At 41.2% G+C, this 25541-nt stretch carries 21 protein-coding genes; 8 read left to right on the top strand and 13 right to left on the bottom strand.

The features are described 5' to 3' along the window. Positions 1-50 precede the first annotated feature (50 nt). The 9 genes from hrpA to AN395_RS19640 form a co-directional block, all read right to left on the bottom strand. On the bottom strand, positions 51-3938 hold the full coding sequence (gene hrpA / locus AN395_RS11445; RefSeq protein ID WP_054983074.1) for an ATP-dependent RNA helicase HrpA: 3888 nt from the start codon (positions 3936-3938) through the stop codon (positions 51-53). Between the two features lie 95 nt (positions 3939-4033). Then, positions 4034-5068, bottom strand: coding sequence for an isoaspartyl peptidase/L-asparaginase family protein (locus AN395_RS11440; RefSeq protein ID WP_054983146.1), 1035 nt, complete (start codon positions 5066-5068; stop codon positions 4034-4036). 246 nt (positions 5069-5314) lie between these two features. Next, positions 5315-6022 (bottom strand): SapC family protein, encoded by a 708-nt coding sequence (locus tag AN395_RS11435; protein ID WP_004589180.1) that lies wholly within the window; start codon positions 6020-6022, stop codon positions 5315-5317. A gap of 338 nt (positions 6023-6360) precedes the next feature. After that, entirely contained in the window at positions 6361-7071 is a 711-nt protein-coding gene (gene pgl / locus AN395_RS11430) for a 6-phosphogluconolactonase (RefSeq protein WP_054983073.1), read from the bottom strand. A gap of 3 nt (positions 7072-7074) precedes the next feature. After that, the gene (zwf, locus tag AN395_RS11425) at positions 7075-8547 is read right to left on the bottom strand and encodes a glucose-6-phosphate dehydrogenase (protein ID WP_004589178.1); all 1473 of its coding nucleotides are present in this window, start codon (positions 8545-8547) and stop codon (positions 7075-7077) included. 268 nt (positions 8548-8815) lie between these two features. Beyond that, positions 8816-10462 carry a glucose-6-phosphate isomerase gene (pgi, locus tag AN395_RS11420; RefSeq protein ID WP_054983072.1) on the bottom strand — a complete coding sequence of 549 codons (1647 nt, stop codon included), beginning with the start codon at positions 10460-10462 and terminating at the stop codon, positions 8816-8818. 518 nt (positions 10463-10980) lie between these two features. Further along, positions 10981-13206 carry an aminotransferase class V-fold PLP-dependent enzyme gene (locus tag AN395_RS11415; protein WP_054983071.1) on the bottom strand — a complete coding sequence of 742 codons (2226 nt, stop codon included), beginning with the start codon at positions 13204-13206 and terminating at the stop codon, positions 10981-10983. Positions 13207-13332: 126 nt separating this feature from the next. Further along, entirely contained in the window at positions 13333-14409 is a 1077-nt protein-coding gene (locus AN395_RS11410; RefSeq protein ID WP_004589175.1) for an AI-2E family transporter, read from the bottom strand. Further along, on the bottom strand, positions 14402-14620 hold the full coding sequence (locus tag AN395_RS19640) for a hypothetical protein (RefSeq protein WP_004589174.1): 219 nt from the start codon (positions 14618-14620) through the stop codon (positions 14402-14404). Before AN395_RS19640 ends, AN395_RS11410 begins: the two co-directional genes overlap by 8 nt. Before the next feature lie 147 nt (positions 14621-14767). On the opposite strand from AN395_RS19640, the gene AN395_RS11400 reads away from it, so the two are divergent. Genes AN395_RS11400 through AN395_RS11380 form a run of 5 tightly spaced genes read left to right on the top strand, consistent with a single transcriptional unit; the run spans position 14768 to position 18288 of the window. Beyond that, a complete protein-coding gene (locus AN395_RS11400; protein WP_004589173.1) occupies positions 14768-15433 on the top strand; it encodes a hypothetical protein in 666 nt (221 codons plus the stop codon). Between the two features lies 1 nt (position 15434). Next, positions 15435-16892, top strand: a complete 1458-nt coding sequence (locus AN395_RS11395; RefSeq protein ID WP_024034211.1) for a M48 family metalloprotease — start codon at positions 15435-15437, stop codon at positions 16890-16892. 54 nt (positions 16893-16946) lie between these two features. Continuing rightward, the gene (gene arsC, locus AN395_RS11390; protein ID WP_029772483.1) at positions 16947-17294 is read left to right on the top strand and encodes an arsenate reductase (glutaredoxin); all 348 of its coding nucleotides are present in this window, start codon (positions 16947-16949) and stop codon (positions 17292-17294) included. Continuing rightward, positions 17294-17848 carry an NAD(P)H:quinone oxidoreductase gene (wrbA, locus tag AN395_RS11385; RefSeq protein WP_004589170.1) on the top strand — a complete coding sequence of 185 codons (555 nt, stop codon included), beginning with the start codon at positions 17294-17296 and terminating at the stop codon, positions 17846-17848. The genes arsC and wrbA overlap by 1 nt, the downstream gene beginning before the upstream one ends. Further along, the gene (locus tag AN395_RS11380; RefSeq protein ID WP_054983070.1) at positions 17845-18288 is read left to right on the top strand and encodes a DUF2069 domain-containing protein; all 444 of its coding nucleotides are present in this window, start codon (positions 17845-17847) and stop codon (positions 18286-18288) included. Before wrbA ends, AN395_RS11380 begins: the two co-directional genes overlap by 4 nt. A 270-nt stretch (positions 18289-18558) precedes the next feature. Here AN395_RS11380 and AN395_RS11375 read toward each other — a convergent pair whose 3' ends face one another. Both AN395_RS11375 and AN395_RS11370 read right to left on the bottom strand, forming a co-directional pair. Beyond that, complete coding sequence (locus AN395_RS11375; protein WP_054983069.1) at positions 18559-19896, bottom strand: ankyrin repeat domain-containing protein; 1338 nt, start codon at positions 19894-19896, stop codon at positions 18559-18561. A gap of 210 nt (positions 19897-20106) precedes the next feature. Further along, a complete protein-coding gene (locus tag AN395_RS11370; RefSeq protein ID WP_004589167.1) occupies positions 20107-20700 on the bottom strand; it encodes a phospholipid-binding protein MlaC in 594 nt (197 codons plus the stop codon). A 246-nt stretch (positions 20701-20946) separates the two neighbouring features. Here AN395_RS11370 and AN395_RS11365 point away from each other — a divergent pair, with 246 nt between their 5' ends. After that, on the top strand, positions 20947-21483 hold the full coding sequence (locus AN395_RS11365; protein ID WP_004589166.1) for an acyloxyacyl hydrolase: 537 nt from the start codon (positions 20947-20949) through the stop codon (positions 21481-21483). Between the two features lie 120 nt (positions 21484-21603). Here the strand turns inward: AN395_RS11365 and AN395_RS11360 are convergent, their stop codons facing one another. Together AN395_RS11360 and bamC are read right to left on the bottom strand one after the other, a co-directional pair. Continuing rightward, entirely contained in the window at positions 21604-22974 is a 1371-nt protein-coding gene (locus AN395_RS11360; protein WP_029772478.1) for a YjiH family protein, read from the bottom strand. A gap of 70 nt (positions 22975-23044) precedes the next feature. Further along, positions 23045-24103: an outer membrane protein assembly factor BamC gene (gene bamC, locus AN395_RS11355; RefSeq protein ID WP_029772477.1), complete on the bottom strand. Its 1059-nt coding sequence runs from the start codon at positions 24101-24103 to the stop codon at positions 23045-23047. A gap of 360 nt (positions 24104-24463) precedes the next feature. Between bamC and AN395_RS11350 the strand changes: the two genes are divergently transcribed. Beyond that, complete coding sequence (locus AN395_RS11350; RefSeq protein WP_054983068.1) at positions 24464-25000, top strand: glycine cleavage system protein R; 537 nt, start codon at positions 24464-24466, stop codon at positions 24998-25000. A gap of 10 nt (positions 25001-25010) precedes the next feature. Continuing rightward, the gene (bcp, locus tag AN395_RS11345; RefSeq protein ID WP_029774548.1) at positions 25011-25490 is read left to right on the top strand and encodes a thioredoxin-dependent thiol peroxidase; all 480 of its coding nucleotides are present in this window, start codon (positions 25011-25013) and stop codon (positions 25488-25490) included. Positions 25491-25541: the final 51 nt, after the last annotated feature.

Here is a 25541-nt window from a genome sequence, read left to right as displayed (position 1 = left end):
AAAAATAAATCCTTCTATTAAGGTACTAAGCTTAATAGAAAATGCAAGTTTTATTCTATCTCTTTTATCGCATTCATAACGCGTTTTGCAGAAATAGGATATGGGGTACCTAAGGTTTGCGCAAACAGTGACACCCTAAGCTCCTGCTGCATCCAAAAAATAGCGTTTACCTGTTGCGGAATAGGTAAGCCTTTTGGAATTTTATTTACGAGCTTTTTGTACTCTTGCGCTACTTTTTCAAGTTCTAAAACACACAGTCTATCGCGGTTAGGATCAACAGGTAGTTTTTCTAAACGTTTTTGAATCGCTTTTAAATAACGAATTAGGTCGGGCATTTTATTCGCACCGTGAGCGCTCACAAACCCTTTAAAGATAAGTGACTCAAGCTGCGATTTTATATCGCCATGGGCAGTTATCATAGTTAAATCGACACGCCCTTTCATTTTTTTATGTAACGCATGAGCAATGCTTAAAACTTGTTCAACCTGTGTGGCAATTTCGACCACAGCATCGCCTAGTTCGCCCCTAATTTGCTCTTTAACTTTATCAAAAGCGTTTTCATCGCGTATATCGCCATGCTTTATTAATAAGCTGTCTACGCCGGCGGCAATACAATCGTCAATTAAGTCTGCAATTTTCCCAAACGGATTAAAGTACAAGCCCAGTTTGGCTTTATTAGGCAAGTTTTGCTGAAGGTACTTTATTGGCGACGGCACATTTAATAAAACTAAACGCCGTAAACCTTGCTGATGCGCTTGCTGGGCTTTTTCTTCACTATCAAAGAGCTCAATTGCCGCTGTGGCTTTTTTATCTACCAGCGCTGGGTAAGCTTTTATTTCGTATTGGCCTTGTTTTTTAACGTACGAAGCAGGCAAAGCGCCAAAGTCCCATTGTGTTAAATCGGCTTTTTCAATGCCTTTATCGGCCACCTTTGATAGCGTATCGGTTACTTTGACTTGCAGCTGTGCTTTTAGTTTTGCTAAATCTAGTCCGCGTGCAAGCAATTTATCGTGCTCATCACGCACCTCAAACTGCAATCTTAAATGAGGCGCCAGTGCGTTTAAATCCCACGCTTCTATATCTACTTTTACGCCTGTCATTCTTAGTAAGCGTGTAGTAAGTGCATCAAGTAAGCTGCCTTGCATAGGCTCAATGGCAGCCAGTACAGCATCAGCGTAATTGGGCGCAGGTACAAAGTTTCGACGTAACGACTTAGGTAACGATTTAATTAAACCACTTATTAGCTCATGCCTAAAGGCAGGTATGTGCCAATCAAACCCGGTTTCTTGCACTTGGTTTAAAAGTGCTACCGGTATTTGTACAGCCACCCCATCAACAGCTTGTCCTGGATCAAAATGATAGCTCAGCGGCAAAATAATATTATCTTGCTGCCATGTATCAGGGTAATCAAACTCAGTAATATTACTTGCACCGTGCTGCATAAGCTCTTCACGGGTCATGTATAGGTAGCGTTTGTCTTTTTGCTTTTGAGTTTTATACCACTTAATAAAGGCTGCACGGTTGTTGATTTCTTTAGGTATTTTTTTATCGTAAAATTCAAATAACGTTTGCTCATCAACCAAAATATCGCGACGTCGCGATTTATGCTCAAGTACCTGAATATCCTCTATTAGCTCGCGGTTGTACGCTAAAAATTGCTCATTTAAGCCAAGCTCTTGCTCTACAAGGGCGGTGCGTACAAACAGCTCACGACTAACTTTAGGGTCTATATTGCTATACACACAGCGGCGTTTATTAACCACCAATAAGCCGTACAAGGTTTGTTGCTCGAACGCGATAACAGCGCCTGGTTTTTTCTCCCAATGCGGCTCAGAATAGCTTCGTTTTACTAAATGCTGTGCAAGGGGCTCTACCCAATTAATATCTATTTTGGCATTAATACGTGCGTATAGTTTACTGGTCTCTACCAGCTCTGCCGACATAATCCATTTGGGGCTCTTTTTAAATAACCCAGAACCCGGAAAAATATGAAACTGGCTATTGCGAGCGCCTTTATATATTTGCTTTTCGTCTTTAAAGCCTATGTGACTTAACATGCCGCTCAGTAGCGCTTTGTGTATTAGCTCTGAGTCAGCCACTTGCGTGGTGGCTTTAATTTTCATTTCGTTGCACACAGTGCTTATTTGATAAACAATGTCTTGCCACTCACGAATACGCATATAAGCTAAAAAGTCTTTTTGGCACAACTTTCTGAACTGGCTATTTGTCAGCTCACTTTGCTGCTCTTCTAGGTAATTCCAAAGATTTAAAAAAGCAATAAAATCCGAGTCAGGGTCATCAAAGCGACTGTGTTTTTCGTTCGCTGCGGCGCGTTTTTCTTGTGGGCGCTCTCGGGGGTCTTGAATCGATAGCGCTGCCACAATAATAATAACTTCTCGTAGTGCTCCGAGCTTATTAGCCGTCAACACCATTTTAGCTAAGCGCGGGTCGACCGGTAAGCGGCTAAGCTCACGCCCTGATTGCGTTAAACTCGTTTGATGGCGCTTTTTACTCGGCTTAATCGCCTGAAGTTCTTCAAGTAGGGTTAAACCATCGTTAATATTGCGACTATCTGGCGCTTGCACAAACGGAAACTCGCTCATATCGCCAAGCCCTAATGCCAACATTTGCAAAATAACAGAGGCTAAATTAGTGCGCAGTATTTCTGGGTCTGTAAATTCAGGGCGAGATATAAAGTCATCTTGCGAATACAAACGAATACAAATACCCGCTTCAACACGGCCACAGCGTCCCATACGTTGATTCGCACTTGCCTGAGAAATAGGCTCAATAGGTAAACGCTGTACTTTAGTACGATAGCTGTAACGGCTAATACGCGCTGTACCTGGGTCTATTACATAGCGAATACCCGGCACCGTTAATGAGGTTTCGGCCACGTTGGTTGATAAAATGATATGGCGGCGCGAATGCGGGGCAAATATACGGTTTTGCTCTGCGTTAGATAAGCGCGAGTAAAGTGGTAATACGTCGGTGTGTTTTAAATTACGTTTAGAGAGCGCCTCTGCAGTATCGCGTATTTCGCGCTCGCCATTTAAAAATATGAGAATGTCCCCGGGCCCTTCAGCGCACAGCTCATCTACCGCATCAAAAATACCTTGCAGTTGGTCGCCTTCGGCTTCCATAGCTTCTTTATTTATATCGCTTATAGGGTTATAGCGCACCTCAACGGGGAATGTACGTCCCGACACTTCAATAATTGGCGCATCATCAAAGTGCTTTGAAAAGCGTTCAGGATCAATGGTCGCCGAGGTAATAATAACTTTTAAGTCGGGGCGCTTTGGCAGTAAGTTTTTTAAATACCCCAAAATAAAATCGATATTTAAGCTGCGCTCATGGGCTTCATCAATAATGATGGTGTCGTACTGATTTAAAAAGCGGTCTTGTTGTATTTCGGCGAGCAAAATACCGTCGGTCATCAGTTTTACATACGTATTATTAGAAACCTGATCGCTAAAACGTATTTTAAAACCGATTTGTTGGCCAAGTTCACATTTCATTTCCTCAGCAATGCGGTTAGCTACACTGCGCGCGGCTAAACGTCTTGGCTGAGTATGGCCAATAAAGCCATCAACCCCACGGCCAAGCTCTAAACACATTTTTGGTATTTGTGTGGTTTTACCTGAGCCTGTTTCACCGGCAATAATCACCACTTGATTGTTCGCAATGGCGTCTTTAATGACATCCTTTTTTTGACTTACCGGTAATTGCTCAGGGTACGTTACAGCGGGCAGCTCAGCTAAACGTTTTTCACGTAGCTGCTGGCTGCGGGTAATATCAGCCGCTATTTTTTCAAGGGCATTGGCCTGCTTAGTCTCGTCTTGTATTTTTTTTACGCCATGTAAGCGTTTTTTAAATATAAACTGATCTTTTTTTAAGCACGTTTTAAGCTCGCCCAACAACTGACCTAGGTTTACCACCCGCACACCTTATAAATTTAATAAATGAGGGCTAATAGTATCAAAATAAACGCGCAGCGTTAATCCTACAATCCCTATAAGGCTTATATATCACGCTATTGGTTTTTAAAAATTCCCACAAAAGTTGCTTGCGTGTTCGATTTGCTCGCTCGGTACATGCCCGAGGTATTAAATGGCATACTAATATGGCCTTTAGCATCCACAATAATAACCCCACCTGTACCACCTATAGGCGCAAGTACTTGGTTAATAACCTCATCCCCAGCTTGTTCAATGGTTTTATTTTGATATTTAACGCGTGCACAAATATCACTGGCAACACTGTAGCGAATAAAATACTCGCCGTGACCGGTGGCCGACACCGCACACGAATCGTTTTCAGCAAATGTACCCGCGCCAATAACAGGGGAATCGCCAATGCGGCCAAAGCGTTTTGCGGTCATGCCACCTGTAGATGTACCTGCGGCTAAATTGCCGTTTTTATCAAGTGCCACTGCACCTACGGTGCCCATGTTATAATTTGTTGGCAGGGCTTTATGCGCAGCTTGGTAGTTTTTGCTGGTTGCTTTTTCTTTTTCTAATTTTTGCTTTGCTTTTAAAAGTGCTTCATAACGGTGCTTAGTATCAAATATATTATTTTCTATCAGCGCAACGCCCTGCTCTTTTGCAAACTCTTCAGCGCCTTGACCATTAAGCATTACGTGTACTGAGTTATCCATTACTAAGCGGGCTAATTGAATTGGGCTTTCTATGTGCTTTACGCCAGCGACCGCACCCGCTTGACGGTTTCGCCCATCCATTATTGAGGCATCAAGTTCATGGCTGCCATCATAGGTGTACACTGCACCGCGCCCAGCATTAAAGTAAGGCGACTGCTCTAATACTTCAATAGCAGTGGTGATTGCATCTAAACTTTCGCCGCCCTTTTCAAGTACGGTGTAACCTGCTTCAACAGCTTCGGCTAGTTTTGCTCGGTAGGCTTTTTCTTGCTCTGGGGTAAATTTTGCTTTTTCAATTGTGCCTGCTCCACCATGAATCGCTATAGCAAACGGGGCTTGTTCACTTACTGCTTGCGTGCTTAGTGTTAAGCAGCCGCTGGCTAAAACTGACAATAAGAATGTTTTTTTCATAGTGCGCTCTTTTTTAAATTTAGTATTGAATTTACTTTGAATGGTTACACGTATTTTTTCAACTAATATCAACGGTATTAAGTTAGCACTTTATTTAAGCAGCTAATAAACAGCCTAATAATAATGCGAAATACGAGGGTGTTATTTCCCTTCATCACCCCTACTTTTTAACCCAATTGGCATAGAGTAAGTTTAATGGCACAAAAAAAGCGCCATCAGGCGCTTTTTAGCTAAACGTGTATGTAATTACGCGTCTTGCTTAGCTTTTAAACGTGCTAAACGTGCTACTTGGTGAGTAGATGTTAAGAACGAATAAATAGGTGCTAAGTAACCGCGCTTACGAAGCTCTAAAAATTCTTCATCGCTAAGCGAGTTAAGTTTTTTCTCATCGATAAGGTAAATACCGTTGATGTCTTTTTTCTCGCCTTTAATGTCTACTGTTAGCGTTTGCGCTACTAGTAGCTCTTTATCAGCTAAGTATTTAGTGAATGCTTCTGTTACTTGAGAAAACTCAATGAAAGACACTAAAGACTCTTTACGACGCTTTAAGTAGTCTGTTTCTTCACCGTTTTCAAATAATGCGTTACCTTCTTCTTCACCTACAAGCGAGCTTGCTTCGTCAATCACAATACCGTACTGATCTTGCTCAGGGTGCTTTACTAGACCTAATGGGTAACGCGTTGATGCCATAGGCGCAAAAGCTGCTGTCCATTTACCATCTTCTACAAACAGGTTTTCGCCTGGCTCTAGGCCAAACATTGCAACTGCTTGGAAAGTACCGCTTTCGTTGTTTTTAACAAAAGACATTGGGAATTCATTTGCTACGCGTGCAAACTCATGTGCAACTACTGGCACTAAATGTTGAGTTTTCATAAATTCAACGTTGATGCCGTTTTGAATTTTAGTGTTGGCATGCTTTTCGTTGTGTAAAGGCTGTACTTGTTGCTCCGCCATGTTACTGCTCCGTTTATTTTTAATATATATGTTTCATTGTTAATGCCTTTAGGCTAATGCTTTTGAACGAAAAAAGGAAGGGAAAGTTTTATGACAACCGTCATGAAAAAATAAAGTTTAACTAAATCTGGGCGTTGCTAAAAAACAGACAATAAAAACGCAACTAATACGCTCAAAAACAGTACAAATAACGGGTGATTTTAATACAGCACCATAAAAACCATTAACATTGGTTAACAGTTTGACGGTATTTTTTGAATAGGTTTAGCATGTTATTTAGCCAAATAAAAAGGCAGCTTAATTAAGCTGCCTTTTTAAACTGTAAATGAGCGGCTAAATTAAGGCGCCCAATACACTTCAATATTTATGCTTGGGTGGTTTAGCACAGCGCGAAGTGGCATATCGTTTACATCACCACCCGCTTTAGCTTGCTTGTAAACCGCTAGCTTTTCTTCACCACTGATCAGGAGTTTAACCACTTTAGAGTTTGCTATTGCATTTAAAGTCAGTGTCATGCGCTCTGTAATGCTGCCTGTCACGTCACTTTCTATTGCATTAATAGCGCACACAGTTTGCTGTGTTGTTAAACCATGCTCAAGACCCTGCGCATGGGGGAACAAAGACGCTGTATGGCCATCTGGGCCCATGCCTAAAATTGTTACATCATACGGTGCTTTTAAAGCGCCATAAGCGGCTTCACATACTTGTGTACCTTGCTCGGCCGTTGCTGAATCATTTTTCATGGTAATAAAATTAGCGGCACTGCCATAATTTTGTAACAGGGTGCTTTTTATAAACGCTTCGTTACTTTTTTCGTGGCTTGGCTCAACCCAGCGCTCATCAACCATGGCAACATCTACATTTTGCCAATCTAAATCAAGCGTTGATAAGTGCTTGTACGCCGGCGCCGGAGACGAACCGCCCGATACCATTAGCACAGCACGGCCATCACTTTTTATGCCATCACGTAAAGATTGCTCAAGCGTGTGTGATAGCTCAGCGGTTAACTCATCTTTTGAGTCAAAAAATTTTTCAACAAGTGTTGCCATACCTTACGCCTTATCGCCTGTGTTAAACCACACGTGGTTGTTTTCAGCTAATAATTCATCAGCATCATCCGGTCCCCAGCTACCAGCACGGTAAAGTGCAGGTTTGCCTTTAGTTTGCCAGCGCTCAATAATTGGATCTATCCATTTCCACGCTTGACGAACTTCGTCACGGTGTATAAATAACGATGGGTTATTAGCTGCAGCATCAAGCATTAAGCGTTTGTACGCATCAGAATGGAAACCGTTGCTGTATGCTTGAGAAAGCTCAATATTCATCGTTACCGGCTCTAATTGCATTTCAAGATTATCAAGGCGCTTAGACATAAGCGTTAATTGAATCGTCTCTTCCGGCTGCAAACGAATAACAAGGCGGTTTGGCTCAATATTACCCACGTTTTCTTCATAAATATTGTGCGATACTTTTTTGTACTCAACCACAATTTCTGCACAACGTTTAGCCATACGCTTACCAGTACGAAGGTAAAAAGGTACCCCCGCCCAGCGCCAGTTATCAATGTGTGCACGAATAGCCACAAAGGTTTCTGTTTTACTTGAACCTTCGTTAAGCTCTTCTAAGTAACCTGGTACAATTTTACCGTTTAAATCCCCTGGTACGTATTGACCGCGAACGATATTTTCATCTACGTCACCTTCTAGTAACGGACGAAGTGCTTCTAATACTTTAAGTTTTTCAGTACGGATGCTATTTGCGTTTAGTTTATTTGGTGATTCCATTGCCACTAAGCACAATAACTGTAATAGGTGGTTTTGCACCATGTCGCGCAGTGCACCGGCTTTATCGTAAAAACCAGCACGGCTTTCAAGGCCTACCGTTTCAGATAAACTAATTTGAATATTATCAATAGATTTAGCATCCCACATGTTTTCAAACAGTGAATTTGAAAAACGCAGTGCCATTAGGTTTTGTACTGTCTCTTTACCTAAGTAGTGGTCAATACGGAAAATTTGCTCTTCGTCAAAAAACTCTGCAATTTTACCATTGATAGCCTCTGCTGATTCGCCGCAGTAACCAATTGGCTTTTCAACAACCACACGTGAAGTGGGTGTGATTAAACCTTTCGTTGATAAAATTTCACAACATGTGCCGTAAACAGCAGGCGGAAGTGATAAATAAAATACGCGAGATTTATTGCTGTCGTGCTCATCTAAAATGCCTTTAAGTACATCCCAGTTGTCGTCAGCTTCAGTTACGTTGCTTACTACAGGCACTAAGTAAGTAGAAAATGCTTTCCAATCTTTAGCGTTAAATTCGCCTTTACTTAAAAATTCTTTCAGTGCGTTGTGTGCTGTTTCTATGTAGTCAGCACGCTTACTTTCTTCACGCACTGTAGGCAGAATACGCGAGCCTTCTGGTAAGTTGCCTTCTTGATATGCTCTGTACATTGCAGGTAGCAATTTGCGTAACGCAAGATCACCACCGCCCCCAAAAATTATAATATCAAAAGGATTAAGCATAGTTACTCTCTACGTTTGTAATACCTAAAAGTGACTTCCATAAGCCGCTTGGTATGCAGGTTTAGTGCTTGAATGACAGTGGCTCTTAGTGTTAATAAAAGCCTATTGAATGTTTTACGCTACGGCGTTTTATTTATTATTTGACTGTTCGCACAATTAAATGAGTCTTAGGAGTCCTGTAAATCCTCTCACAAAAATACAGGCCCTAAGAACTCCAGCGCTACCCGTTCAAAGGTACTCGGTTTGCTTATTTACATAAGCGAATATATTACTGCGTACGGTGTTGCTTGTAGTACGCAATTAAGCCATTTGTTGAACTATCGTGGGCGTGTTTTACGCTGTCATCGGTTAGTTCGCTTTCAATTTTAGAGGCAAGGCCTTTACCAAGCTCTACACCCCATTGATCAAATGAGCAAATTTCTAAAATTATGCCTTGGCAGAAAATTTTATGTTCGTACAGCGCAATTAAGCGGCCTACTGTTTTTGCATCAACTGTATCTAGCAGTATAGATGTTGTAGGGCGATTACCCTGATGAATTTTATGATTTAGTAACTCATCAATTTGCGCTTGTGTTTTACCTTTAGCGGCTAAATCTTCTGTGACTTGCTGTGCATCTACACCGCTCATCATTGCTTCTGTTTGCGCTAAAAAGTTAGATAATAAAATATCGTGATGCTTATCTACGGCTACCTGCGGCTTAACTGAGGCTATAAAATCAGCAGGTACAATTACATTACCTTGGTGTAAGCACTGATAAAACGCATGTTGGCCGTTAATACCGGTCATACCCCAAATAATAGGAACCGTTGTATAAGGTACGGTTTCGCCTGCAAAGTTTACGTGTTTACCGTTACTTTCCATCTCACCTTGTTGTAAATACGCAGGTAACATATGAAGCGCTTGGTCGTACGGTAAAATAGCTTGCGACGTAAAGCCTAAAAAGCTGGTATTCCATACACTAAGTAGTGCCATTATAAGCGGAATATTTTGCTCAAATGGGGCTGCTTTAAAGTGCTCATCTACTTCAAATGCGCCTTCTAAAATAGCTTCAAACGCGTCATAACCTAGGTATAACGCAATAGGTAAGCCTATCGCACTCCAAAGTGAAAAGCGACCCCCAACCCAATCCCACATAGTGAATACGTTTTCATCGCTAATACCAAAGGCTGCGGTTTTTTCTAAGTTTGTGCTCACAGCAACAAAATGCTTAGCAATGGCGCTGTCATCTTTTGCTGTTTGTAAAAACCAATCAACGGCCGTTTTGGCGTTGGTCATGGTTTCTGATGTGGTAAATGTTTTCGATGAAATAACAAACAAGGTTGTTTCTGGGTCAATTGCTTTTAACACAGAGGCAATTTGAACACCGTCAGCATTAGATACGTAATGGACATTTAAAGTGTCATCAGCAAGTGCTTTTAGCGCTTCGGTTGCCATTTGCGGGCCTAGGTTTGAACCACCTACACCAATGCTTACCACATCTTTTACTGCTTTACCTGTGTAGCCTACCCATTGCCCACTGCGTACTTTTTCTACAAAGGTTTTAATTTTAGCTAATTCGTTATCAACCGCTTGCGTTACGTCTTCGCCGTCAACAACTAAAGGTGTATGGGCACGATTACGTAAAGCAGTATGAAGAACAGCACGCTCTTCTGTAATATTGATTTTTTCACCGCTAAACATCTTTTCGCGCCAAGAGGCAATGTCACACTCTTTAGCAAGCTCGATGAGTTGTGCAAAAATAGTTTTATCAATACGCTGCTTTGAATAATCAAACAACACACCCGGAATTTGAGTAGAGAATGCATCAAATCGTGTATCATCTTGTGCAAATAACGTTTTTAGATGGGTTTGTTTCATCTGCGCGGCACTATTTTGCAGTGCTTGCCAACTTGCTAATTGCGAACGATTAGACATGTAAATATCCTCTAAAATATTTAAATTAATGATTTAAAAACAGTTTTAGGTAAAAAGACTTCGCTAATTGCGCGTAGTGCTAGTAAAAAAGCAAGCGCTTAGTATAACGAAAAAAGCAATAAAAATGCTGTTTTTATAATTTATGATGCAGATAATAACGCAATTTTTTACTTTTGACACCGGTATCATAAAAATTTTATGAATTAATTACCCACAAATTTTAAGCATTTAATAGTTTAAACAACATTTATTAAATATTCATGAATTAGGGCCTGTTGACCTTTTAGGATTAAAATTTGTACAAACTAGGAACAATTTAATCTTGGCGCGAGGTTTGTACCCTAGTGGGTTCAGTAACTGCTCTTGCGTTACGCTACTGGCTTACATCCATGTAAAAATAGCAAACACACTGCTGCAAATTAAACTTCGAAACATTATAGGCCCAAAGCATAAATTGCACCGTATGCACTCGCCTAGCTTTATAGGTGGTTAAAACATCCTCAAAACTAGGCCCATAATTAGCTCACCAACGCCAAGCCACCCGCTACGTTATAAATATTCGCAAAGCCTAATTGCTGTAAATTTGCCGCTGCAATTTTAGAACGATTGCCGCTTCTACACAGTAATATATAGGTGTGCTGCGGGTTTAATTGATTTTGTACTATGGCGTTAGCCATACGGCTAAGTGAAATATTAAGCGTATTAGCTAAAGACGCAGCAAAAAGCTCCGCCACATTAATTGCGCCATGTTCATACGGCTCACGGGTATCAATTAAATACACATTTTTTTGCGTTAGTAACGCTTTAGCTTGCGTAAAGTCTAGCTGCTTAGTGTCTGTTTGCACCGCCGCCTGTACATAGCCACACAATTGGTTACTGGTTTGCATATGTAGCTGATCGTGTTGTGCTTTTAGCTGTGCAAATTGCGCCGTACTTATTTCTCCATCTAATAATGGGCTAAGCAAAGGCGTTTGTGCACGTACAGTACGCCAGTTAATGGCAAAGCATTGCTGATAGTCATGCCCCGAACAAATAACCGTATCGTCACTTATTTGCTCAGCAAGGGTAATAAGTGAGTGTGCCATTTGCGTTGCACTGCCCCCTTCAAGCGAGGTATTGCCAAGTCCTGCAGGTAAAATTAAATCACCGCAAAAACAATAATCAATATGACCTTTGGTGCGCTCTTTTAATAAATAACTAACGCTGTCTTTGCTGTGCCCTGGGGTTGGCTCTATGGTTAGCGTTTTTGTACCAAGCTCAATGCTATTTTGCAGCGCATGCGTTGTGCCCAGTACTTCATTTAACAAAGCCACTGCGCTTGGGCGGTCTTGGTGCTGGTGGGTATCTAAAATTGCTTTTACGTTGAGCTGTTGTGTGCTCACTATTTTTTCAAAGCGCGGAATAAGCTCTATTACCGGGTCAATAATAACGGCGCTGTCATCGTCACTAACATACAGCCAGCTACACGCCCCTTTATGCCTAAATTGTGTTAATCCCAGCGCGCACACTTCTTGCTTTGGCGAGGCACTGTCAGAAACAATTAAGCAATTGGCCTCTAATACCGCCTTTAACGAGCATATACGCTTACATGCTTGGCTAATTTGCTGCTCGGTTGCAGCAGGCCCAAAAGACAGCCTAATGGCGTTTTCACTTTGCCAATTAGTTGCCCCCATTGCATCAAGCACAAAACTGCGTGTTGCCCCTGTACTGCACGCCGAGCCACCGCTCACTCTAATGCCTGCTGCGTCAAATAAATCAATAACCTCTTTGGAGGTAAGCGTATCAACAGCAAAATTAAGGGTGGTAGGTACAGAATGTGAAAAATCGTGATTAAAGGTTATATCACCAAAGGTACTTTGCAGCGCATTAAGCAGTTGCGCTCTGTAGCTATTTAATACCTCAACCGACTTAAACGTGTCGTCGTTTTTATCTAGCAGCAAGTTAAACAGTTTATTAAGCCCTGCTATACCTGGTAGGTTTTCAGTGCCAGAGCGCATGCCGCTTTCTTGCCCGCCCCCCGCAATAAATGGCGTATAGGCACTGCCATTTTTAATGTATAAAAAACCAATACCTTTTGGTGCATAGAGTTTATGGCCCGAAAACGGGGCATAATCTATGCTGGTACTACTAAGCGCTAGCGCTTGTTTACCTAAGGCTTGTACACAATCAACCATCCAAGACACTGATTTATTACGGCTGCGAATAGTATGCTCTATAGCGTTTAAATCTTGATAAACACCGGTTTCGTTATTAACCGCCATGGTGCAAATCATTAGCGCGTTATTTATGTGCTCACTAATAAACGCTAAATCTAAAACCCCTTTACTATCAACAGGAATAGCCAGTAATTGGGCGTTAATGCCTAAAACGCTATTCCAATGTTTTAACGTGTTAGGCACCGCTTTATGCTCAGTTGCCCCGTACAATAATACAGGGTTTTTAACCGTATGATTTTTAGCATGAATGAGCGTTGAAACAATGGCTGTTTGTATGCCCTCTGTTGCGCCTGAGGTAAAAAGAATATCGCCATCGGGCGCACCAATAACATGGCGTGCATTTTGTCTTGTTTGTTCTAATAAATACTTGGCTTGTATACCGCTAATATGGGGGCTTGAGGGGTTACCAAAACAAATTTGCATGGTGTGCGAGACCACATCGGCAATACAGGGTAAAACAGGTGTTGTAGCGTTTGCATCAAGATAAACTTGGGCTGCTTGTTCATCGTGCAATAAAAACTCAGACATTAAAAACGCACCTTTATTACTAAAAAATATATCTTATACCCAATAGTACATAAGTTTGTTCTCATTGGGTAATAATCAATTAGTAACTTAGGTGCGTTTACTATGCTTTTTTAAACTAAAAGTACGTTACTCTGCCCGCTCTTTTGTTATTTCTCCATGGGTTGATGACCAGGCATTTATTAGCGCTTTTACAAGCGATGCGAGCGGAATGGCAAAAAACACGCCCCAAAAACCCCATAAGCCACCAAAAAATAGCACTGCAACAATAATAAATACGGGATTTAAATCAACGGCCTCAGAAAACAACAAGGGCACTAATACGTTGCCATCGAGCGCCTGAATGACCCCGTAAATTATTAATATGGTCCAAAACTGCGTTTCGATACCAAATTGAAACAGCGCCACCGCCGCAACCGGTATGGTAACCAATGCCGCACCCACAAATGGAATTAACACCGAAAACCCAACCAGCACACCAAGTAAAGCTGCATAACGTAAATCAAGTACAGTAAAGGCAATAAACGAGGTGCCACCCACAATTAAAATTTCGAATACTTTGCCTCGAATATAATTCATTATTTGCTGGTTCATTTCGTGCCACACTTGCAAAATTAACCGTCGCTGCTGCGGAATAAGCGTAGCGGCACTGCTTGTAAGCTCAAGCTTGTCTTTAAGCATAAAAAATACAAGTAAGGGTACAAGCACCAAATAAATAAGCCATGCCACAACATCTTTTAACGAAGTAAGTGAAAACGAGACAATAACTTGGCCAAATTCGAGCGCCTTTGCCTCTACACTTGCCACAATAGCTTGGACCTGCTCAGCATTAATTAAACTGGGGTATTGCTGTGGTAAGGCCATTAAAAATGACTTACCTTGCTCTACCATGTGTGGGGTTTCTTGTACTAAATTACTGGTTTGCTTCCAAAGTACGGGGCCAATAACCAAAATAAGGGTAAGCATAACCCCGGTAAAAATAAGCATTACAATGACTGTGGCGCTAAAGCGTTTTAACCCAAAGCGCTCTAAGTGTACAACCGGCCAATCAAGTAAATAAGCAATCACCAATGCCACTAACACAGGAACAATTAACGAGCCAAAAAAGTACAGTAATGCCACAGAGGCAATGAGTAAAAAAAGTAAGGTGACTGAATGAGGATCTGAGAACTTTCTTTCGTACCATGTTTTAACGTATTCAAACATGCAATGGCTCCACTAGTAATAGTCCTAGGTGTTGATCAAATTTATATGTATATGCATTTTTGCTTAAAAAACGCGTAATATCATCTGCGCTTTCGTCGTTATTTATACTAAACGTTATTGCCTTATTAGATGACTGCGCATTACGAAGCGCTAATTTAAATTGTACAAACTGTTGTGGGCATTTAAATTTTTTTAAATCGCACTCTAACATAACTACTTTACTCGCTAAGTAAAATGAATAATAAGTCGCATATTGTCGGTCATTCTATTTATAAAATGTGAACAGCAGTAACTTTTTCTTAAAACCATTCCAGCAATGGTTTATCCTTATAACATAATTAGCAGTAAGGATAAGTTAATGCCTGGCACGCATAATAAAGCGCAACTACCTAGTAATCCAACTCTCAAAGAGATTAATTGGTATAAAAAGCAGATAAACTGGGGAGAGCTCCCGCCTTTTTATCATCTTGTTGCTTCTTCGGTCAGCGAATCTGAAGGAATATTGGAGCACGGATTTGATAACGCTGTAAAAAGCCTGATCAATAAACGCAATTGGAACTTAGACTTACTTGATGGCTATGAAGATGATTTTGGTGAAATACACACCAAGCATAAGCCGCGTATAGCGCTACACCAAGTATTTACCGACCGAGGCTTTGAGCTTTGGGCGCAACCCTATGCTAAAGACATAATTATTGATCAATACGTTAAAGATAACCGCTTTATGGAGTTTAAAGTATGGGATCCGCATTCAATGAAAAACCTGATCCGCATAAATCAGCTCCATAAGTTTATTGGCTTTTATTTTGAGCGCGGCGACAAGGCCGATAAAGCCATTATTTTACATGCACATAAGGTAGTACATAAAATTATTAAATTTTTGCAGCAGGAATTGAACGTTGTAAAGCTTGATGGAGTCACAATAAAAGAACTCTACCAATTGTGCGAAAAAGACAGCCGTGCAAGCAGCGATGAAATTGACATAGCAAAAATTGCCATTGGTGAACAAATTAACAAGGAATAAAATGCAGCTAAAATCAGCCTTTATCACTTTATGCAGTGCCGCGCTTACCTTTAGCCTACTGGTTAGTGAGCCGTTAAAGGCACAAACAAACTTTACGCTACCCGATTTAGGCACGTCTGCGCTACAAGTTTTGCCACTTGAAAAAGAACAAGCCATTGGCGAAGTGATGATGATGCAAATAAGAGGCTCATCACCGGTAGTAAACGACCCCGTTTTAGACGAATACTTAACCACACTTGGCCGAAAACTTGTGGCTAATGCAAACGACGTGCGTTTTCCTTTTTCGTTTTTTTGGGTAAATAACAACGAAATTAACGCCTTTGCTTTTTACGGCGGGCATGTTGGTGTGCATACTGGGCTTATTGCGCAATCAGATAACGAAAGCCAATTTGCCTCTGTACTTGGGCACGAAATAGCGCACGTAACTCAGCGCCATTTAGCTCGTCGTATTCAGCAACAACAAGACAACAGCGCACTGACTATTGCAGGCATGATAGCCGGTATATTAGCCACCGTGGTTGCTCCCGACGCAGGTATTGCTATTATTTCGGCTAACCAAACCCAAGCTGCGTTTAGCCAATTAACTCACAGCCGTGCTGCCGAGCAAGAAGCCGACAGAATTGGTATGCAAACCCTTAATAACGCCGGTTTTGACGCCCGTGCATCGAGTGAATTTTTAACTAAACTTTCAGCGCAAATAAGGTATAAGTACAAACCACCCGCTTTTTTACTGACTCACCCATTGCCAGAGAGCCGTGTATCTGACGTACGCCTACGTGCAGAGCAATTCCCTGTGCGCCATTTAAACCCAAGCCTTGAGTTTAATTTAGCAAAAAGCCGTGTACTTGCCCGTTATGCCAATAAGCCCGAAAATGCCGAAGCGTTATTTAAAAAATTAATGCGCGAAAACAGTTACAACAACACCGCGCTTAAATACGGCTTGGGCATAAGCTTACTTGATCAAGATAAACTAGATGAAGCCGCCGAAATTTTAGAGCCGCTATTAGCGCAAAGTCCTAAAAATTTATTTTATATCGATACCCATACCGATTTACTAATAGCGCAAAAAAAAGCCGACGAAGCGGTAAAATTTTTGGCTGAACTAAACAACTATCGCCCTAACAACCAAGTTATAACTTTAAACTATGCAAATGCGGCATTAGAGGCTGAGCAGTTTGAACTAGCTGAAAACATTTTAAAAAGCTTTTTACTTGAAAAACCCGACCACAACTTAGGTAAACAGCTATTAGCCGATGCCTATAAAAAGCAAGACAAGCTTGCCGCTTATCACGAGGCCAATGCTGATGTGTTATCGCAATATGGCGCGTATATTAAAGCCGCAGACGAAATCCAAAAAGCGCTTAACTTCGTAGAACCCACAGAACTGGTTAAACAGCAACGCTTAAAAGCCTTGCTTACTCAGTACCGCCGTTTACAAAAAGAGCTGGCAAGGCTTTAAGTCTGTCAGCGCTTGCCCTAAAATAGCGGCAAATTACATTTTGGAACTAATTGTATGTCAGTGACTATTTATCATAATCCACGTTGTTCTAAATCGCGTGAAACCCTCGCATTACTAGAACAAAACAACGTAACACCAAGCGTAGTAGAGTATTTAAAAACACCGCTTAACCATGAGCAAATAAGCCAACTTTTAGAACAATTAGGCTTTAGCTCAGCTCGCCAGCTAATGCGCACAAAAGAAGACGCATACAAAGCGCTTAACCTAAAAGAAGAAACCAACGAGTCAGCGCTAATAAACGCCATGGTAGACAACCCTAAACTTATTGAACGCCCTATTGTACAAAACAACGGTAAAGCAGCCCTTGGCCGTCCGCCTGAAAACGTATTAAGCGTATTATAATGACGACTCGCATTGTTGTCCTGTATCACTCAAGCCATGGCTCGGTTGAGGCTATGGCGCACGAAATAGCCGAATCTATAGAGCAACAGGGTGCCACAGCCGTATTGCGTACCTTTGTTGCTAAAAACCCGCACGATATAGTAATTACAAAAGATGATTTAATAAATTGCGACGGCCTTGCGTTTGGCACACCTACCCGATTTGGCATGATGGCATCGCAAGCAAAAACGTTTTGGGAAACCACCAGCGATCTCTGGCTAAAAGGCCAGTTAATAGATAAACCAGCCTGTGTGTTTTCATCATCAAGCAGTATGCATGGCGGCAATGAAGCCACCTTACTTAATTTATCATTGCCGCTACTACACCACGGCATGATGTTATTAGGGGTGCCTTACGAAGTACCTGAGTTACTAGCTACGCAAACCGGCGGCACACCTTACGGGGCAACACATGTAGCCGGCAGTAGTAATACGAATACTTTAAGTAAAGACGAAATTAAAATATGCCAAAGCGTTGGTAAACGCCTCACTCACATTGCGAGAAAACTTCAATGAATACCGCTGACACCCCTGCTAAAAAGCCAATTACTGTAAAATTTCAGCGCACCGCTATTTTTGGCTATGTGGGTTTATTACTTTTATTTCCTCTGTGGATGTACTTTGTACCTCCGCTAAATGGCAACGCAAATTTCGTATCCTTGTTTGTGCCTATAATCCCTTTACTGTTGCCCTTAAGAGGCTTTATTAAAGACAACACTTACACTTACGCTTGGGCTAACTTTGTTGTTATGTTGTACTTTATACACGGCTTAACCATGTTATGGGCTGCACCTGATGAGCTAATATGGGTGTTATTAGAGCTTGTGTTTGCCTCTGCCATGTTTATTGGCTGCACATATTACGCACGGCACCGTGGGCAAGAGCAAGGCTTAAAAATACGTAAGCTTAAAGAAGAGCTAGCAGAGGAAAAAGCCGCTAACGAATACAATAAATAATGCTAATTCGCAAAATAAATTATTTAAGCTGAAAGTTGAAAGTTGAAAGTTGAAATAATACCAATCCGCATAAGTAAGTAATCTATTTTGAGGATGGAAAAACGTGTTGATAGCAAGGCAAAAAATTCGCACGCAGATAGCGACACGTTTAGCCCCGCAAAATGATTAGATATTATTGCGGATTGATATAACAGCTTATACATACAAAAAACGCGCTTAACATAACAATGTGAGCGCGTTTTTTAGGCTTTTAGTTTGCCATGGCAGTCGCTACACTAATTCGCTCAGTGCAGCCAGTGCAACTATGCTGGCTAATCCAAGCTGAGCTATTAAGCTTAACAACGAAAAAACACGCAACACAAATAACCCCCACGGGTGCTTTATATGTGGATAGAGCGCACAGCGCTTTAAACTCGCCGCAAAGAAAAAACACACCGATGCAATCAATGTAAAAATTAAAGTCAGCTCACTTTTTATGGCAATACTTTCATCAAAAAAGAAATAGAGCTGCAATGGCAATAAAATAGTGACAATTGCGTGTAAGGCGTGCACCTTTTTAATGCGGTTAAACTGCCCTTCTGGCGAAAGCTCTTTTATACCAAAATCGCGCTCAAGGCATTTAACTAAATTGCTTGCTTTAATACTTACTGCTAACCGGTAACAGCTTAAGCCCTCGTTATTACGTGCTCTAAAGTCGTAACCTGCTTTTAGTAATAGCACCATAAGGGTTTCGTTTTTAGCTAACACTGCATAATGCAGTGCGGTATTGCCTAAGGTGTCTTGCGCTTTTTGATCCTGTTTAGCCAACAGGGTTTCTATCACATTTACATAGCCTTTTTCGGCTGCCCACATAAACGCTGTTTTATTGTTTTCATCAGCCAATGTACCGGTGGCACCTTGCTCTATAAAACGCATTGCCATGGTTTGCTTTGCGCTTTTTTGGCTTAAATGAGCAAGTAATGCTTTTTCAAGCAATACAATAGAATCAACATCAGGCGATACTTGCGTTAGTAGCGTAAAATAGTCTTTACCGTTTGCTACTTTTTGACTGGCAAACTCTGTAAGTTCGTTTAAATCAGCAACCGATTCAGGTAAAAAAGCACTTAAACGCTCTCTAAAATCAACTTCTTGCCACAGTGCTAGCGTATCGTGTGCACTTAATTTGCTGCCACTATTTAGAGCATGTTCAATTAACGAAAAATAGCGTTTACTAAATAATAAGCTAAACAACGAAAGCGGCGTATCAAGTGCGTTTTGCGACGCCACACTGGCGTATTTTTCTAAGCGCTGGCACAGCATTAGCGCCATGGACTCGCTGGTGTATTCGTTATCTAAATAATGATTTTTAACAGCAGCAATGTAAGCGTGCGCATCTTCATCATATTCACTAATATGCTGAAAATAACACTCTTCAAAGGGTTCAAGCGGGGTTAACCATATCAAATAGTAAATGGGTGGTAGCACAGTGGTGCATACACCGTCATCTTCAATAGTAGAACGACATGCAGGCCAAGCTTCTAAAGCATCTAAAATAAAGGCACCGTTTTGTTCTACAAGTCCTTTAATAAGTAATGGGTATTCCTTTGGCCAAATCAGTACATTTTCCATTAAAACAGCACAACTCCAGTGTAGCTTGATGAGGCGTCAGTTATAGCAGTTTTTAGCTGACACCACGCTTAATCGACGTGGTGATATTCTATCACACCTTTTTTTTGCTGCGAGCTTAAAGTAGATGAATATTAAGAAAATATAAAAGCAGCCAATACACTTTAGTGCGGCTGCTTTTGTGGTTGGAGAGGGTCTTAATCAGGAAGTGAACTATTTATTTTTTAGTTCAGTAATTACTTGCTCTAAGCCTACATCAGAAATGCGTTGAATGATCTCTTTTTGCTTAGCGCTTAAAAGCGAAATACCTTCGGCAACAATGTCGTAAACTTTCCATTGCTGGTCTTTACCTTGGCGCAGCTTAAAATGCAGATCAATCACGGGCGCGTTTGGCTCAATAATTTGCGTTTTAACCGTAGCGTACTCAGAGTCGCTTTTAGCGGTATCTTGTTCAAATACCACTTGCTGGCCGGTGTACTTCATTAGCGCACCTGCGTAAGTACCTGTTAAATAATGCTCTACTGCATCAATAAAACGTACAGCTTGCTCGCGCTCAATGCCTTTTATGTGCTTACCAAGCAATTTAAACGACACAAACTTAATATCTATGTTTGGCATTAAACGCGTCTCTACAATGCGCGCCATATCGGCTTTGCTTGCATCGCCTTGTGCATTTACTTTTGCAATATCGCTAAAAAGCGTATCGGCAACGCCTTCAAGCATATGTTGAGGCGACTGCGCCGTTTGCGCAAATAACGCGCTGCTAAAAAAGGCAGCAGCAATAAAAATAGTGTTAAAAAGTTTCATGAGCGTGACCATGTGTGTGATTAAGATGTGGCTAAATTACGCGATTTTAAGCCACAAAAACAGACACAAAAATGCACCTTATTAATGCCAAAACAGCACCAATTAAATAAACTATTTATTTTCAATTAGTTAAGCCTTCCCTGTTAACAGCCCATAAACAAGCGGCATTTTGTCCTCATTGAAAATGTGAATGGCCCGCCCTTATCATTTATTTACTCATTCGACTCACACATCAATTTGGCAGTTATGAAAACGGTATATAAAACTTTTACACTTATTCTATTTTTAGTTATTTCTGTATGGGGTAACACGGCGCTTGCGCAGTCTAATCATGGTTACGCCGTAGATGTTCTCAAGGGCGAAGGCAACGTGAATGGTGTTAAGCTGGCTTATCAATATCATGCCCCTAGCTTACAAAACTTAGTGGGCGATGCGCGCTTTTATTTTGAAACCAGCGTTAATATGTGGGAATACCGCCATGGTGACAACTCGCAATCTAATCTTGTTTTGGCTATGTCGCCCGTGCTGCAGTTTCCTGCTTTTAGTTTTCATAATACCCCGTTTTATATTGAAGCAGGTATTGGCGTATCGCTTATTGATGAAACTAAATTTGCGGGCAAAAATATTAGTACTCACTACCAATTTGAAGACCGTATTGGCCTAGTTGCAGACTTTGGCCATACTAACGTAGCGCTTCGGGTTATTCATTACTCAAACGCCGGATTTAAAGAGCCTAACCCAGGTTTAAACTTTTTAACTCTTTCAGTGGCAAGGCGTTTTTAATCTTCATTCGTATTTAGTATCAATTTGTCACTTAAAAGGGTTAAGTATTAGGGTAAATTGAAATAACTAGCCACAAAAAAGCCCTGATAAATCAGGGCTTTTTATAATTAAAATACACTACTAGCCAACTAACCAATGCGCCATTAAGGCAATAACCGGCAGCGTAATAAGTGTACGTAAAATAAATATAACGAACAGCTCAACAATGTTTACCGGTATTTTACTGCCCAGTAAAAGTGCGCCAACCTCAGACATGTAAATTAGCTGAGTTACGCTCATTGCGGCAATAATAAAGCGAGTTACATCACTTTCAATGGTGCCCGCAGCTAAAATTGACGGAATAAACATATCGGCAAATCCCACCATAATAGTTTGTGCCGCGGCCTGTGCTTCGGGTACTTGTAACCACTCTAAAAATGGCACAAACGGCATACCTAAATATTGAAATACCGGCGTGTGCTCAGCAATAATAAGTGCAAATGTTCCTACGGCCATTACAACAGGTAGTACACCAAACACCATATCAAGCGCATTATGTACACCCTCTTTTAAGGTACCTTTAAAGCCCGACGAGTTATTGGCTTTTGCTAATGCTACATCAAGTGAGTGCCCTACTAAGCTTTTACCCGTTGGGATAGCCTCAGCATCGCGATTTGGCTCACTGCCATCAATAAGCAAATCTTTTTTAAAGCGAAGTGGCGGTAAACGCGGCACAATAATAGCGGCTACCACACCGGCTAAACATACGGTGGCATAAAATGGGGCAAATAAGTGCTCTAATTTCACTTGGCCTAAAACCACTAAGCTAAATGTAATAGAAACCGCCGAAAACGTAGTACCAATAATTGCGGCTTCGCGCTGCGTGTAGTGCTTTTGGTCGTACTGCCTTGCGGTCATTAAAATACCAACACTGCCATCACCTAACCACGACGCAGTACAGTCAACTGCACTTCGCCCAGGTACGCCAAATACAGGGCGCATTACCTTGGTTAGCATGGTGCCTGCAAGCTCTAATAACCCAAAGTTAATTAGTAAAGGCAGTAATAAACCGGCCAGTATAAATACCGAGAACAAAACAGGTAATAAGTCGTTTAATACCAAAGCGCCTGTGTTTGCAGAGGTGATTGCCTCGCTACCTAACCCTAAATGGGTCATTAGCACAAACGCCATACCAAATAAACGCACCACTAACCACACTACACTTACATCAAATAAATGCTTTAACAGGGGTGATTGGCAAATAGCGGCGGGTTTAAATACTTTGGTGATCACCGACATAACGCCAGTAATACAAATAATAAGGGTAATAATTGCTTGCGCAGAGCCAGACATCAACGCTTGCACGCCTTTAGCCATTAACGCAATAGGAATGGTCATCCCGTCTGCGGTAGGAATGGGTGTCATAAATAAAAACACACCAATTAACGACGGTACTAAAAAAGTAAACCAAGTGCGCCACGTATAGTGGCCGCGAGGAGGTAACTGAGACATATTTTTTAATCCATAAAAACTACAAAAAGAGCAAAGCGCTCTTTTTGTAGTAAAAACTTATTATTAATTATTAAATTTTGATGCCGCGCTGAATAAGTGCTGCTTCTAACGCTTGTTGTAAACCATTCATGGTGCCAGGTTCGAGTGTTTCGCCTTTGTCATCCATCCAGGTTAAGCTTGTACCGCCTTCTTTAGTTTTGCTCACTAAAATTTGGTATTGGCCTTCTTCAATAGGAAGCTGCGCAACTTCGTCGCCCCAAATAGAATCCCATACACTGCTTTCTGGCTTGTTGTAGTCGGCAGTTATTAAGCCGGTATCGGTTTTAATCTCAACAATGGTAAACGATAGGCGCTCTAAAAAGCCCGAGAAGCGGTCGAATACTGCATCGTATGATTGCTCAGTAACAAGTGCAGCATTGCCTTTGTTATCAAAGCCCATTTCTAAAGAAATAATACCTTGGCGCTTGCGGTTTTCTACTTCTAACTGACGATAGCGATAATCAAATTCAGCCACAACTTGGTTAAGCGCGCGTACTTCTAATTGCTGCTTAAGTAAATCGGTTAACGTGTCATCACCTTTAAAGTCAATAAGTTCAGCGCGTAACGAAGCAGTACGCTGATGCGATTTTTCTTCAATTGTGAATCTAAAGCGCTCTTGGTTTTCGCTTACCTCATCGCCCCATAACCAGCTCTCTTCAGCTTTAATTATTGAGTACCAGTCGGTTTCGATAATTCCAAGCAGCTTATCTTCTTTTGTGGTTGTTGCATTATTTTCGGCAATAACCGCTTTAATTGAGTCCCAAACAAATTCATCTAAATCAACAATGCCATCGTTTTTATCAAAGTAAATACGCGCTTGTTTATCGCCCTCTTCTACCCAGCTACCTTTAGCAACAGTTAAAACCTGTGCTGGTGGACGATAGTTTGTTGCCTCAGGGTTGTTATCGTATTGACCCACATCCATTTTATAAACCGGATCTTGCGCTGGTTGAGATAACGATGGCGGGGTTTTAACACCTTCATGCGTACGATAATTGCGTTCGTTGTGCGCTTCATTAATAAAAACATTACACCCTGATAAACTTACCAATACACTCACTGCAAGTGCTTTTGGGATCCAATACTGCACAGATATTTCTCCTTAGCATACCCTTTAATTGTTTTACACGTATATGAGTGGGTAATACCGAATTTGGTTCAGTGTAAAATCAACATTAACTTTACATTTATTATTTGGCTGTCTAATTGCAATAAAGTTCACACCTAAGTGTTATAAAATCAATCACAACAAAAAGACAAATTTTAGCTATGGTACTTTCCTGTGCCAGTAAAAACAAGGAACACAACGCTTTAAAGCGCCTTTAATTAAGCGCCTATGTAGTTTAGGGCGCTTTTTGTGTTAAACTTCGCCGCCGTGCAACGTAGTGTATGCGCAGCGGGCTATACCAACTCGGTTGTTATATTTCAAAAAACGTAGGTATTAAACTTCATGACTGCATTTTCAAATCATCAAATTGTTTTAACCGCTATTGGCGAAGATAGACCGGGAATTGTAAGTGAACTTACACAGCTTGTAAGTGATTGTCATTGCAACATTATAGATAGCCGAATAGCCATTTTAGGCAGCGAATTTACCTTTACCATGCTGCTAAGCGGCGATATGTCGGCCATTAGCCGCATAGAGCACACCTTGCCTACTAAAGGCATGGAGCTAGGCCTACTCACCATGATGAAGCGCAGCACCACTCGCCACACCGAAAGTGAATTTTGCGCAGGCTATACCCTTGAATACACAGGGATAGACACCCCAGGTACACTCAGTAAAGTAACGCGTTTTTTTGCCGATCACCACATTAGTATCTGCTCATTAAAGTCAGACACCTACGATGAAGAAACCGACACTAAAATGCGCTGCGAAATTGAGTTTAATATCCCAGTAGAGGTTGATATAGACCAATTTAAAGTGACCTTTGAAAACCTTTCGCACAGTCTTAACTTAGATTATATTTTTAAACGTATTCGCTAAGGAGCACAGCATGAACAAAATTAGTCCATTACAAGCCGGTGATACAGCACCAGAATTTAGCTTACAAAACCAAAACGACGAAACAGTCACCTTAAGTGAGCTGTTAAAAGAGCAACAAGTACTGGTATACTTTTACCCAAAAGCATCAACGCCGGGTTGTACGGTTCAAGCCGAAAACCTACGTGACCAACAAGCGCAGCTTGCTCAATTTAATACCCGCGTTGTCGGTATTAGCCCAGACCCTATTAAGCGCCTTAAAAACTTTGAAACTAAAAAAGAGCTTAACTTTGATTTGCTCGCCGATGAAGATCACGCCATTGCTGAAGCATTTGGCGTATGGGGCTACAAAAAATTTATGGGTAAAGAGTATGACGGTATTCACCGCTTAACCTTTTTAGTAGGCCAAGACGGTAAAATTAAACACTTATTTGATAAGTTTAAAACCAAAGATCATCATCAAGTGGTTTTAGATTACTTAGCGGCGGAATAAGTTAGCTGTAAGCTGTAAGCTGTAAGCTGTAAGCTGTAAGCTGTAAGCTGT

Source organism: Pseudoalteromonas sp. P1-30 (genome assembly GCF_001400005.1).
GTDB classification, from domain to species: Bacteria; Pseudomonadota; Gammaproteobacteria; order Enterobacterales; family Alteromonadaceae; genus Pseudoalteromonas; species Pseudoalteromonas atlantica.
The sequence above is the reverse complement of the archived record's forward strand: the minus strand, read 5'-3'. Positions and strand labels throughout refer to the sequence as shown.